This window comes from Lachnospira sp. CLA-JM-H23, from assembly GCF_040096425.1.
Taxonomy (GTDB): domain Bacteria; phylum Bacillota; class Clostridia; order Lachnospirales; family Lachnospiraceae; genus Lachnospira; species Lachnospira rogosae.
Window position 1 is genome coordinate 375753 of the sequence record NZ_JBBMET010000002.1, and the last position, 14431, is coordinate 390183.

Sequence of the window (14431 nt, forward strand, 5' to 3'; positions counted from 1 at the left end):
TAATCACACATCAAAACTTAATTATATGCGGCTGCACTATATGCTCCGCCATTCTGTGTCACTGTATAGCAGTCACCTGTCTTAGTCGCGACACCATAATAACCAGCTGTAGAAGTCTTACCCGTCTTAGATGTCACATCATATCTTACAACGAACATCTCAACTCCATCTACAGTTGTCCTTGACTGATATACAAATGTAACTGTAGAACCATCAGCAGCTGTAGTTCCATCTGACTTAAGCACTCCCTTTGATATAAGCTTTCCTTTTAATATCTCAAGTGCCTCATTATATACATATGTCTTAGCCTTGTTGACAACATAGTTACGCTTAACAACACTGCTTGACTGGTTATGCGAATCAATTATAACAACAGATATTACATTATTACCTGTTGGAATTGTAAATGGTTCAGAGTATTCCTCCGAATTCTTAGTTGGTGTAGAACCATCTAATGTATAATACGCTGTACTGCCAACTGGAATATTATCTATTGTCACAGTCTGTCCTTCCTCATATGTTCCTGAGGCAGGACCTACTGTTGGTGCAGATGGCTTCTTAAAGTCAACTGTATACTCCAGCTCCACAACATCACTGCACACTCCTATGTCACTAATAGCAATAGCCTTTATTGTAGTAGTACCACTCTGTATTTCTATTGCTGTACCTGTGTAACGTTTACTTTTCTTATCTGGCTCAGTCTTATCTGTTGTGTAATATATTGTTGAACTGCTGTTCTCTGTAAATTGTAACTTAATCACATCATCATAGCTTCCAGCTTCAACTGATGGCTTAGGGGTTTCAACAACATAATCTGTAAGATATTTGTAACCCTGTTTATCCTTATAATCTTTAATAAGCTTATTAAGACTTGTTCCATCTTTCTTAGTATTATATATTGAAGCTAATGCTTTTATAGCTTTCTCATTATTCTCATCAAATGATAAAATATCCTTTAACACTTCAATTGACATATCTGTATTATCTGTTGCAGCATAACACTGATACAATGTATATTTTAAATCTACATTTTTCTTGCCTTCAGATAACTTGGAAGCTTTAGCAAGATACTTAATAGCATTATCATAATCCTTGTTCTGATAAGAACTCATTCCTTTATCATAATTATATTGGTACGAATTCTTATTCTTATTATTAAGAACAACTCCGACAACTATACCTATAATGACTACTAAAGCAGCTACTACACAGGAAACAGCTATAATCATCTTTTTCCTCTTAGCATCCATAGGCTTCTTAGCCTTTTCCTGCACGCTGTCATCTTTCTCATTATTACCATTATCCATATGTGCATCAGAACACTTATCCTGCTGTTCTGCCATATTATATTCTGTTACCGGTTCTGACTCCCTGACTTTATTGTATTCTTTTACTCTGCTGGTATCATCTATATTATTCTGTTCTTTATTGGATTGAAGTTTTTTGTCTGCATTCAAATCACTGATATTAATTGTAGCATCACTTACTTTAGTGAGCATATCATCTGTGACCTTAGGTATAACCCTTGTCTTACCCATTGTTTCATCACCAGACTCATCATCTTCGTCTGGCAACTCATTCTGGGTATCTATGAACGCCTTAGCAACGTTAGTTTCTTCTTCAACAAGCTTTTTCATTGATTTAATTAACTCATCATCTAACTCATCTTTGTCATTGCTATTCATACTTATTCCCCTGCCTTTATATTTTAACGAATAAATTCTAACATATTGATACTCAATAATCAATAAATTAACAAATTAAACTTTTTGAACTTTATAGCTGCTATCCATTTGATATATATTATTTTATTATTTTGTTAATTCTTTTTATCGTTCTTTCATAAATAAGACATACTTTGCACACAATTACAGGTTATATTAATAATCAGATAGCAAAGTTAATTCTTTCTATCTCCCCCTCATATTAAATAATAAAGAACAGGCACCATAAGAATAATCTTATAGTGCCTGTTTCTTTTTATATTGTCTATTTTGTTCTATAAGCCGTTTATTATTACAGTCAGTTCCATTATGTTCTGATAACAGTCAAAATATTATATAAAGAATGGTTATGCCAGACTTGAATGTCTGGCATAACCATCTTTAAGTTCTATAATATCTTTAAAGCTTATATCAAGAATTGAAATTTTCCAGCAGCATTACCTGATGTTAGTAACTGTTACCGTACAGCTAAGTGTCTTATTATGAACTGTAGCTGTTACTGTAGCTGTTCCTGCCCGTCTACCTATAACTTCACCTGATGATGAAACCGTACATACTCTTGGATTAGAACTTCTCCAGGTAACAGCATCTTCTGTACCTATTACATCTAGATTAAATCTATCGTACTGCTCCAATCTCACTCGTGATGTACTCATAGCAAGCGAATGTACCGTACATGAAGCTTCTACACTGCTGTTATTGCTTATAACAAACACATCTGCAGTACCAGGACCAACGGTTGTGATTACACCATTCTGGTCTACCTGTACAATTCCTGTATCTGTTGAATACCACTCATAAGAATCTGTATTATTAACAGGTCTTACAATTACTGATAACTGTCTAGCTCGTCCAGAAAGCATATATATTTCTTTAGAGTTAATTCTTAATGATGATATGTTAACAACTGGTGTTACATATACCCAGCATACACCCTTAACTTCGTTACCGTCTTGTGATGTAGCTGTTATCTTACATTTACCAGTACTAAGGGCAAATATTTCTCCCGACTCATCTACTGTTGCAATAGCTTCATTAGATGATGTCCATGATACATCTTTGACAGTTGCACTATCTGGTGTTATGACTGCTGTAACCTTAGCTGAATCACCAACAAGAAGCCTTACTGTATCTGGTTCAACTGTAATTCCTATTACAGGATCAACAACCTTTACAATACAAGAAGCACTAACACCACTTCCGTCTGCCGCTGTTGCTGTAATAACTGCATTACCAACTGAGTTGGCACTTAAGTTACCATTGCCATCTACATAACATATATCATAATTAGAAGATGACCATACTATATTCTTATTAGTAGCTGTATCCGTTCCAACAGAAGCAACAAGCGTTCCTGTTGAACCAACATTCATAAATTTATCAGTTTCACTAAGAGTTATTGATGATACATACTCTTTTACTACAATCGTACACGCCGCCGTTAACTTATTAACTTCGGTTGTCACTTCAATTATACAACTTCCACCCTTTAATGCTGTAACAACACCATTTTCATCTACTGTTGCTACTGATGGATCACTTGATAAATATGTAACATTCTTATTCTCAGCATCATAAGGTTCAACTACCGGTATGATTGCATATTTAGCTCCAACCCATAATTCCTGATAATCTGAGTTAAGCGAAATTCCTGTTACCGGCTGTGTAACCGTTACAACACAATATGCTGTAAGTCCTGTATCAACATTGGTTGCAATAATAGATGTTGTACCAGCACCTACTGCTGTAACCTTACCATCGCTCTCAACTGTACACACGCTCTCATCACGGCTTTCCCAGCTGATAATCTTATTATCTGCATTCTCTGGAAGACAAGTAGCATTAAGCCAGAATACCTGACCCTGTCTTACAGTTATATCTGTTGTATTAAGTATAACCTGTGTTACAGGCTGTTTAACATATATATTACACATTGCTGTGTAGTTACCGTCCAATGACTTACAAAGGATTGTACAGCTTCCTGTTCCAACTGCCTCTACAAGACCATTAGAATCTACGATACACACATTAGTATTAGAAGATTCCCATACTACTGTTCTATTAGTAGCTGTTACCGGAAGAACCTCTGCTGTAATTCTTAATGTACTGCCTATTGACATTATCTCATCAGTATAATCAAGTTTAATCTGCTCTACTGGTATGCTTATGATAAAGTTACAAGTAGCTATATATGCTCCATCTGTTGTCTTACATACGATTGTACAATATCCTGGCTTAACATACTTAACAAGACCATTCTCATCTACTGTTGCAACCGATGGATCTGATGATGTCCATGTTACAGCACGGTCAACACCTTCGCCTGCTGGAAGAACAGTTGCAACGAGCTGATACTGACCAACTGCCATCGATGATTCAACTGTTGTTGCATTAAGTACAAGACCTGTTACAGGTTCTCTTACATATACATCACAAGTTGCTACTTTAAGTCCGTCTTCTGTTATGACCGTAATTGTTGTTGTACCACCAGATACACCAGTAATTGTAGCTGTATAGCTGTCACCTTCTACTGTTGCAACATCTGTATTAGATGATGACCATAATACTTTATTATTAGTTGGTGCTGATGGGTTAAATATAAGCTGTACAGTATCAGATGAACCTCTGTCTACTGTAAGTGATGAAGGATTAATAGTAATCTCACCCACTGGTGTTGTAACATATACAACACAGGTTGCTTTCTTAATAACGCCATTAACATTCTGTGTCACCTTAATATGTGCTATACCTGATGCAATACCTGTTACCTTGAATGTTCTTCCGTCTTCTGACTGAACTACATTAATTAAAGTCTCAGTTGGAACAACTCCTGCTGCATCTGGCTGATTCTCTACTGTAAATGTAATATCATCCTTGCTTGGATTATTAGTTACAAGTGCTACAAGGTTCTGTGTATCACCTATATTAACACTCATTGATGTAAGGCTTAAGCCAAATCCATCGATAACTGTAATCTCATAAGAAAGTTGATTATTAAGCTTGTACTTTGTTGAAAGTTCATCATCAACTCTTGTTGCATATATAGTAGCTTTACCAGCTCCCATTGCTGTAACAAGACCTGTTGTTGCATCAACCTGAAGTACGCTGTTATCAGATGTTGACCAGGTAACCTCTGTTGATTTAGCAGAAGTCTTAAGCTGTATTGAGTCACCCACATTCATATTACTTACATCATTGCCAAGCTTCTTAAATGGTACAACAACATTAACTGCATCTTTGGTCGCCCAGCCTATGTTACCCTGTACATCAATACTTGCAACACCTGCTGTTGCCTGGGCTACACCTGCGTTAACACCTTTTACGCTACCAGCCTTATATGTAATTACGTCTGTATCTGATGATACATATGTAACACCTGCTGTTGCTGGATACTTAATATTAGAAGGAATTGCTTCTTCTTTAAAGTCTTCAAAATCTTTATCTGATAATGTAATAAATCTTGTACCATCAGAAAGCTTCTGAATAGAATGTCCTTCTGAGTTAGCAACTCCATCAGTGTATTCGACCTTTGATGTTATCTGGTATGTTGCTGTAAGAGAATTGATACCATCACCATCTGCTGTTCTTACTTTAAGATTAGTTCTACCACCACCGACAATCTTAAGTGTTACTTTAGCACCTGAAGATGATACTTTCTCTACAATACCATCTTTAGAAAGACTTCCTGTCTTATCATTGTCTGTTTCAACAAATATTTTATTAGTATCATTGGCATTAGATGTTATCTCAATAATATCTCCTACCTGATAACAAAGCATTTCTTCTTTTGTAAGCTCTACACCATTTCTGTATGCCTTAAAGCTGTTAATCTTTAAAGGAACGATGATATCTACAGAGTCATTTCCAAGCTCTTCTTCATAAGTAATGCTACCGTCTGGTCCGTAAGCCTTAGTATAATATGTAGCCGTAATTGTTGCCTTACCTGCTCTATTACCATATATTGTAGGATTGGCAGTGCCTTCTGCTGTGTCTGCATATTTAGTTCCCGCACTATCACTTACGACAAATTTAATAATATCAGAGTTGGATACTGTCCATTTAAGATTTCTTACTGCCGGCTTATAATTATCCGGTGAATCCTGACTGACATTATTCTCATCTCTTCCCGACATAGTTGCCACGATGCTGTTCGACTCTGTGCCCTGATTAACAATTGTTGCTGTCGTTGTCACTGATACAGTGACACTGGAATCAGCTTTAGCAAATACCATATATCCGCCAAATACGAATATAACAAGCATTGCTGAAAGCAATATTTTCCATTGGATTTTGAGTTTTCTTAACTTCTTGATATTGCTCATATATATGCCTCATTTCATAAATATTATTCATTGGTATACTATTTTAGAAATATTTTACAATATCTCCACAATATTTTCAATAAGCAAAAAGTTCTATTTTCAATAATTATGTATATTTTTTTAACATTTCACTTTTTATAAATTGCATTACATCTTACATAATACATTATATTTCAATTTATATATAATGTAACTTACCAATATTCTTTTTAATCAGTGGAAAATTGACAGCTTTATACAAAACTTTACTTAAATATATAGATTAAATCTAAATTATATGTTAATATGATTATGTAAAAATTTATTTGGAGGTATCTAAAAAATGAAATTAAATTTAAGACCAGCTGAAGAATGCACATTTGATGCTGTATCTTTAGGTGAAGTAATGCTTCGTCTTGATCCAGGTGAAGGAAGAATTCGTACAGCAAGAAGCTTTAGAGCATGGGAAGGTGGCGGAGAATATAACGTTATCCGTGGTCTTCACAAGTGCTTCGGTATGAGAACTGCTGTTATCACATCTTTCGCTGATAACGAAGTAGGTCTTCTTATGAAGGACTTCATCGAACAGGGTGGTGTTGATACATCCCTTATCTGCTGGAAGAAGACAGATGGTATCGGTCGTCTTTGCAGAAATGGTCTCAACTTCACAGAAAGAGGATTCGGTATCCGTGGTGCCAAGGGTTGCTCAGATAGAGCTAACACAGCTATTTCTCAGGCTACTCCAGAAGATTTCGACTTTGATTACATCTTCAAGAACAAGAGCGATGGTGGCTTAGGTGTTCGTTGGTTACATACAGGTGGTATCTATGCTGCTCTTTCTGAACAGGCTTGTGAAACTGTTATTGCAGCTTGTAAGGCAGCTAAGAAGTACGGTACAATCGTATCTTACGATCTTAACTACAGACCATCTATGTGGGAAGCTATTGGCGGTTTAGCTAAGGCTCAGGAAGTTAATAAAGAAGTTGCTAAGTATGTTGACGTTATGATTGGTAACGAAGAAGACTTCACAGCTTGCCTTGGTTTCGAAATCGAAGGTAACGATGAGAACCTTAAGACTCTTAACCTTGATGGTTACAAGAAGATGATTAACGAAGCTGCTGCTACATACCCTAACTTCAAGGCTGTTGCTACAACTCTTCGTCAGGTTAAGACAGCTACAGTTAATGACTGGTCAGCAATCTGCTGGGCTGATGGTGAAATCTACAAAGCTGCTCAGTATGATGGACTTGAAATCATGGATAGAGTTGGTGGCGGAGATTCATTCGCTTCAGGTCTTGTATATGGTCTTATGACATTTGAAGACGCTGAAAAGGCTGTTAACTATGGTGCTGCTCATGGTGCATTAGCTATGACAACTCCTGGTGATACAACAATGGCTTCTCTTAAGGAAGTTGAAGGTATCGTTGGTGGAGCTGGTGCCAGAGTTCAGAGATAATTAAACATTGTTTTAGTTAATCCATTTAAACTTATGCTTTTAAGCATAAAAAGGAGGTATACAGAATTCCGTATACCTCCTTTTTCAGTTATATAACACAATAATTGAAATAAATCAGCTAATTAACACTATTTATCATATCAACCAACATTTTTCAACGCGAACAATGTAAATTTCTATGGAATTTTATCAAAAAGAAATATATAATAACGTAAGTATTAATTGTTAGAAGTGGAGATTACTATGAAGATTGCCGTATGTGATGATGACCAATACGAATTAGGTATAATAAGAGAACTTTTAGATAATTATGAAGCCTCATCTAATATCAGCTTCACAGTGAAATATTATAACAGCAGTGTCGAGCTTGCTTCTACTGCCGGATTTGAGAAGTTTGACATATATTTTCTTGACATTATTATGCCAGTAATGAACGGACTTGCACTCGCTAATGAAATCCGTACCTTTGATAAAGCCGCACCTATAATATTCTTAACTTCATCTTCCGAATTTGCAGTAGACAGCTATGAAGTCAAGGCATTTAATTATCTGTTAAAGCCCGTGAACAAAGAACGCCTGTATACTACGCTTGATGATTTAATAGACTTCTTTAACATCGAACAGACAAACAACATAATTATTAAGAACAATTCAGGTATACACAAAATCCGTACAGCTGATATTGTCTATGCGGAAGCATTAAACCGCAAGGTAACTATTCATCTTAAAAATGGAGAACACATAACATCAACCGACGTATTCTCCTCAATATGTGATACACTTAGTATTCACAAAGAATTTACGCTTCCACACCGTTCATATATTGTAAATATGAACTACATAAGTACTATTATTAGTAATGAAATTCATCTGAGCAATAACAAAACAGTTCCATTGGCACAACGCCGTGTCGTTGAAATCAAGAAGCAGTATTTAACTTTCCAGATGGAAGAATAACAGGGGGCTATATGGATATTTCTACTTTATTAAATCTTATTAATTATATCTTTGTTCTTATCTTTGGCATTATTGTATCATTTTATTTTGCTGATATACGCTTGGAAGATAACCATAAGCTGTTTATATATACAACTCTCACATTTGCGTTATTTCAGGCTGTATGCTATCTGCTACTTGGTCAGAATGTGCTTTATAAAAGCTATCCTTTCCTTATACATATACCTTTAATTCTTGTCATAAGATTTGTCTGCCATAAGAATATATACATTTCATCAATTGCAGTTCTGTCGGCTTATCTTATGTGTACCCCAAGAAAATGGTTCGGCACTGCTGCCGCTTACATTTTCAAAGATATTCCTATGATATCAGATATTGTAACTATTATTATTACAATCCCACTTATATTTATTGTAATTAAATACATTTCTCCTTACATAATAAGGCTTAAGAACGAATCAAAGACCATTATATCAATGTTCTTTCTCCTGCCTCTTACTTATTATATTTTAGAGTACGCATTCACTGTATACACAGACCTGTTATACCGCGGAGAAGCTGTTGTTATAGAATTTATGGACAGCTTTATTGTCATACTCTATTTTATATTATCAACAGTTATACTGGCTCTGTTAAATAAGAAAAATACCGCCGAGCGTGAAAATATCATTCTCTTGGCTGCAGCTGCACAGGCAGAAAAAGAGATTGCCCAGTTATCGGACTATCAGAAACAGGCAGCTATATACCGCCACGACCTTCGACACCATATGAACTTTATACAAAGCTGTCTTAATGATAACAGCTACGCACAGGCACAGGATTATATCAGGGAGATATGTACCAGTCTTAACAACAGCCAAATAACAAGATACTGCGCTAATGAAGCTGTCAACCTTATATTATCTTCCTATATTGCCAAAGCTGACAAATATAATATCACCACACAAGTGTCAGTTACTGCCGCCAACCTTTCTGACTACAAGCCAACTGACCTTTGCAGTCTATTTGCAAATGCCATTGAAAATGCCATAAATGCCTGCAAGCTTGTACAGACTGCCAGGACATCTATTAATAATTCATATAACAGCATATCCGACACTGCTTCTGACTACAATTCCGGCTGCACTTCTGACTACGGCGAGGTTAATTCAAACCGTATTATCACAGTAAAGGTGTTTGATAAAAACAATAAATTATGTATTAATATCACCAATACTTATGCTGTTGAACCTATATTTGTAAATAATACTCCTGTATCGGATAAAGCCGGCCACGGTATCGGTATTAGAAGCATAATATCTGTGATTGAGAAATATAACGGTGTATATGATTTCTTTACTGAGGATGGGTTGTTTTATTTTCAGGCGTGTATATAAATATACACCACCATAAAAAGGACTGTCATTTATGATGACAGTCCTTTTTCATTATATTAATTGTTTTTCAATAATTTATTTAATTTCTTATCAAAAGTTTTAATATCGTATCCCTTCATATACTAATAATTATATCTATATATATTATACCCACAAAATGCCTTTACAGCAACTACCAAATTAGTGAAATTATATTGCTTTCAATATCTAAACATTAAATATTTACAAATCTAAATATATATAATATACTATGTATGTACAGAAAGGTGGTATTCTATGATTTCATACAAAAAATTATTTCTACTAATGGAAGAACAGGAAATCACAAAAGAAAAGCTAAAAAATAAAATCGGAATTTCCTCAGCAACTATGGCAAAGCTCTCCAAAAATGAAGATGTTTCAATGTCAACAATTCAAAGTCTTTGCGATTTTTTTGACTGCCAGCCCGGTGCTATTCTGTCATATGAAAAAGAAATTGATAAAAATACTACTCTTTTCAGACTTCGTGAAGAAATGGAAATGAAACTAAAAGGGGGTCTATATCATCAGACCCAGATACGCATAGCTTATAATTCAAATCATATGGAAGGAAGCCGGTTGACAGAAGAACAGACACGAAGTATCTATGAAACCAAGACTATAGGTATTACTGATGGCGTTGAAAAAGTAGATGACATCATAGAAACTGTTAATCATTTCAGATGTTTTGATTATATTTTAAAAATTGCGGATAAAGAACTTTCCGAAGATATTATAAAACATATTCATCTCTTATTAAAAAGCGGAACAACGGATAGTCAAAAAGAATGGTTTGCAGTTGGCGATTATAAGAAACGCCCTAATGTCATTGGTGATATGATTGAAACAACACACCCTTCCAAAGTCCCCGCCGCTATCAAGAGTCTATTAAAAGACTATAGGGAAAACAGCAATATAACCTTTGAGGATATAATTGATTTTCATTATAAATTTGAAAAAATACACCCATTTCAGGACGGAAATGGACGTGTTGGCAGACTTATAATGTTTAAAGAATGTCTGAAAAATAACATCTGCCCTTTTATTATTGATGATACTATGAAAGATTATTATAGACGAGGCTTAAATGAATACAATGATGAAAAAGGTTATTTACTAGAAACCTGCCGTGCCTCGCAGGATGAATATAGGAAATTGTTGGAATATTTTGAATATATTTAAAAGAGCTATGTCATTAAATAGCATATAACATATACCCCTAGATTTTGAAACACTTTAAAATCTAGGGGTATATTATAAAATGCACTTGTTATTAATACATTTTTATTTGTGTACACTAATCATTCCACAAAGGCATTTTACGATAGTTATAACCGTCAAATAAGAAATGATATTCGCTTCCATCAGGATATACAACAATCCATTGCTGTGTCTTTGCAGTAATTTTTCCACTTGTTTTAGGATATCTTATCTGTATGCTTCGTAAGATATCATTAGATACATCATTATTATTTCCTGCTAATTGTGATTGTTCGTCTAACTCCGAAGTTTCTTTCGCGGCTTCTGTGTCATCTTCTTGTTGCTACACCAGATAATATGAAGGATATAATGATAGAACAGGATGTACTTGACAGGATACAACAATTGCTTACATTTAAACATTGGTCTTTATACAAACTAGCTAAGCAATCTGATATTCCATATTCAAGCCTTAATAACATTTTTAACAGGCAAACCTGTCCTACTATGGGTAACTTTAGAAAAAATATGCCACGGTTTTAATATAAGCTTATCCGAATTCTTTTCTTTTGAAAGCAATCCTTTAAGAAATGAATTACTTTCCGATGATGAAGAAGAATTACTTAACACCTATAAAGAATTATCTGTTCAAAATAAAAAATTACTCAAAGCATATCTTGACGGTCTATGCAAACGCTGAAATTCAAAAAGACTTCCGTTAGAAATCTCCCCAATGGTTACATCAACCTTTCAACTACATTCCCAACGAAAGTCTTTTTATATTTCTTTTTATATTATATTTTTGTATTTTCTATTTATATAATTTATACTCTGCCATATCGGTCTATATCTTACTCCACGCCCTTAAATATCACGTTTCTCACCGGATTAAGTGCGAATAAAAGCAACATTCCAATAACACCACACACTATGAATTCACTTGCTCCGATTGTCACAAAGAACATAGCAAATACGCCCTCTGAACCATAAGCATATCTTAATACAAATGGTACTATAAGTGTATTCGCAATAATCGGTGGTAATGGTGCAAGCCACTTATTCTTCCTTAACGCATAAGTTCCTATTGCACCAATAAGTGTCGCAATACTTCCAAATATTATATCCCATATAGCCGCACCGCCTAAGATGTTAGATAACAGACAACCTACGAACAATCCCGGTATCGCCGCTGGTGTAAAATATGGCAGAATTGTAAGTGCCTCTGCTATTCTGAACTGTATAGGTCCGAAGCTTCAATAGTTAAACATAATAACAAGCACAACATAAAGTGCCGCAATCACGGCCGCCTGTGTAATAAACGCAACCTTAAACTGTGCACTTTTAGTATTTCTATTACCGCTGTTATTTTTATTATTATTTTCAATAATATCTTTATTCTTATCCTCTTTACCTTGATTTAATGTATCCATTTTATTCTCCTTTAGTTTTGTTTTATGTGTGGAAGGTTTCGAACACACATTACTATAATCTCTGCATATATGAAACATATCACTGACACATTCCGTATAAACAGCATTCACAGACACATTATAAGACGGACAGAAATGTAAATATCTGCCCGCCTTAATCTTATATGTCACTATATTTATATGCTGTTATTCAGAGCCACGCAAAATCTGAAAGATACACAACTGCCTCTGAAAAACAATTAACACAATCCTTAAAATTTGTTAATTAGAGAGTTACACCCTGCTTAAAGATAGCTAAATCGTGGAAGCCAGCGATTTCAGCCTTTACCTTCTTACCAGAAGCAACATCTAATACAAGCTGGAAGAGTTCCTTAGCTGCATCTTCAAGTGGAAGGTCATCTGTTACAATTCTTCCTGCGTTGAAGTCTATCCAGTTGCTCTTATTGCCAGCAAGTCTTGAGTTAGTAGCAATCTTTACTGTAGGTACTGGTGATGCAAATGGTGTTCCACGTCCTGTTGTGAAAAGAACCATCTGTGCTCCTGCTGCTGCACAAGCTGTTGAAGCAACAAGGTCATTACCAGGTGCACTAAGAAGGTTAAGTCCCTTATCAGATACTCTTTCACCATAAGCTAATACACCCTTTACAAGTGATGAACCAGACTTCTGTGTACATCCAAGTGACTTATCTTCAAGTGTTGTGATACCACCATCCTTGTTTCCTGGTGATGGATTCTCATAGATTTCCTGACCATTCTTGATGAAGTATTCCTTAAAGTCATTGATAAGGTGAACTGTCTTCTCGAAAAGTTCCTTGTTAGCACATCTATTCATAAGGATAGTCTCTGCACCGAACATTTCTGGAACTTCTGTAAGGATAGTTGTACCACCCTTAGATACGAGCATATCTGAGAAAAGACCTACTGTTGGGTTAGCTGTGATACCTGATAAACCATCAGAACCACCGCACTTCATACCAACGATAAGATGCTTAGCACTAACCTTTTCTCTCTTAAATGTAGCAGCGTAAGACATAAGTTCCTTCATAATACCTTCAGCAGCTTCCTGCTCATTTTCTACATCCTGAACCTGTAAGAACTTAACTCTGTCTGGGTTAACTTCACCGATATAATCCTTAAGAACTTCAATACGGCTGTTCTCGCAACCAAGACCAAGTACAAGTACTGCACCAGCATTAGGATGGTTGATAAGGTCAGCAAGTACGTGTCTTGTATTCTCCTGATCCTCTGTTACCTGTGAACATCCGTATGGATGTGGGAAAGCAACAACTTCATCAACACCTTCTGGCTTGTTAGCTCTTGCTGTAGCTTCGATTGCTCTTGCTATTGAATTAACACAGCCAACTGTTGGGATAATCCATACTTCATTTCTTACACCAACTGTACCATTTTCACGCATATATCCTTCAAAGAACGCTTCCTCTGTTGGCTCAACGTCCTTATGTCCTTCTGGATTGTATGTGTATTCAAGAAGTTCACCGAGAGCTGTCTTTAAGTTGTGTGTATGAACCCAGCCACCAACTTCAATATCAGACTGTGCGAAACCGATTCTGAAACCATACTTTATAACTGCATCACCCTTCTTGATAGGCTTGATAACAAACTTATGTCCCTGAGGGATATCTTCTATTGTAGTAACTTCTGTACCAGCAACATTAAGTGTTGTGCCCTTAGCGATTGGCTTAAGAGCTACTGCAACATTATCATCTTTATTAATCTTAATAAAATCCTGCATAACTACCTCCTGTAATTAATATAATCTCTATGTATCATTAACCACGTACATCATAGAATTATGAAATTCAATGATTACATTCATATCATAACATTTTTATTATAACAATAAAAGGGTATAAATACACAATACCTCTTACATAACTTAAGGGCGGATGAAAAAGAACACCCGCCCTTATTAATGCTTTAAAATACGATATAAATCAATGCCGAAACT

Annotated in this window: 8 protein-coding genes and 1 pseudogene; 5 read left to right on the plus strand and 4 right to left on the minus strand. The window is 35.5% G+C overall.

The features are described from left to right. Positions 1-17: 17 nt before the first annotated feature. On the minus strand, positions 18-1685 hold the full coding sequence (locus tag WMO42_RS04150) for a chitobiase/beta-hexosaminidase C-terminal domain-containing protein (RefSeq protein ID WP_349191617.1): 1668 nt from the start codon (positions 1683-1685) through the stop codon (positions 18-20). Between the two features lie 476 nt (positions 1686-2161). Continuing rightward, positions 2162-6046, minus strand: a complete 3885-nt coding sequence (locus tag WMO42_RS04155) for an Ig-like domain-containing protein (RefSeq protein ID WP_022502020.1) — start codon at positions 6044-6046, stop codon at positions 2162-2164. Between the two features lie 322 nt (positions 6047-6368). On the opposite strand from WMO42_RS04155, the gene WMO42_RS04160 reads away from it, so the two are divergent. The 5 genes from WMO42_RS04160 to WMO42_RS04180 all read left to right on the plus strand — a co-directional run bounded on the left by WMO42_RS04160 (position 6369) and on the right by WMO42_RS04180 (position 11575). Beyond that, positions 6369-7481 carry a sugar kinase gene (locus WMO42_RS04160; RefSeq protein WP_012739150.1) on the plus strand — a complete coding sequence of 371 codons (1113 nt, stop codon included), beginning with the start codon at positions 6369-6371 and terminating at the stop codon, positions 7479-7481. Between the two features lie 243 nt (positions 7482-7724). Further along, on the plus strand, positions 7725-8438 hold the full coding sequence (locus WMO42_RS04165; RefSeq protein WP_349191618.1) for a LytTR family DNA-binding domain-containing protein: 714 nt from the start codon (positions 7725-7727) through the stop codon (positions 8436-8438). Positions 8439-8449: 11 nt separating this feature from the next. Next, positions 8450-9814 carry a GHKL domain-containing protein gene (locus tag WMO42_RS04170; protein ID WP_349191619.1) on the plus strand — a complete coding sequence of 455 codons (1365 nt, stop codon included), beginning with the start codon at positions 8450-8452 and terminating at the stop codon, positions 9812-9814. A gap of 276 nt (positions 9815-10090) precedes the next feature. After that, positions 10091-11014 carry a Fic family protein gene (locus WMO42_RS04175; RefSeq protein WP_349172068.1) on the plus strand — a complete coding sequence of 308 codons (924 nt, stop codon included), beginning with the start codon at positions 10091-10093 and terminating at the stop codon, positions 11012-11014. 387 nt (positions 11015-11401) lie between these two features. After that, entirely contained in the window at positions 11402-11575 is a 174-nt protein-coding gene (locus tag WMO42_RS04180; RefSeq protein WP_349191621.1) for a helix-turn-helix transcriptional regulator, read from the plus strand. Between the two features lie 308 nt (positions 11576-11883). Here WMO42_RS04180 and WMO42_RS04185 read toward each other — a convergent pair. Further along, positions 11884-12348 (minus strand): annotated as a pseudogene (locus WMO42_RS04185) (QueT transporter family protein). Positions 12349-12727: 379 nt separating this feature from the next. Beyond that, entirely contained in the window at positions 12728-14215 is a 1488-nt protein-coding gene (locus WMO42_RS04190) for an altronate dehydratase family protein (RefSeq protein WP_022502025.1), read from the minus strand. Between the last annotated feature and the right edge of the window lie 216 nt (positions 14216-14431).

Bases quoted from the DNA above. Each gene is read 5' to 3' on its own strand.
- WMO42_RS04150 (WP_349191617.1), bottom strand. From the start codon at position 1,685: ATGAATAGCAATGACAAAGATGAGTTAGATGATGAGTTAATTAAATCA.
- WMO42_RS04155 (WP_022502020.1), bottom strand. From the start codon at position 6,046: ATGAGCAATATCAAGAAGTTAAGAAAACTCAAAATCCAATGGAAAATA.
- WMO42_RS04160 (WP_012739150.1), top strand. From the start codon at position 6,369: ATGAAATTAAATTTAAGACCAGCTGAAGAATGCACATTTGATGCTGTA.
- WMO42_RS04165 (WP_349191618.1), top strand. From the start codon at position 7,725: ATGAAGATTGCCGTATGTGATGATGACCAATACGAATTAGGTATAATA.
- WMO42_RS04170 (WP_349191619.1), top strand. From the start codon at position 8,450: ATGGATATTTCTACTTTATTAAATCTTATTAATTATATCTTTGTTCTT.
- WMO42_RS04175 (WP_349172068.1), top strand. From the start codon at position 10,091: ATGATTTCATACAAAAAATTATTTCTACTAATGGAAGAACAGGAAATC.
- WMO42_RS04180 (WP_349191621.1), top strand. From the start codon at position 11,402: ATGATAGAACAGGATGTACTTGACAGGATACAACAATTGCTTACATTT.
- WMO42_RS04190 (WP_022502025.1), bottom strand. From the start codon at position 14,215: ATGCAGGATTTTATTAAGATTAATAAAGATGATAATGTTGCAGTAGCT.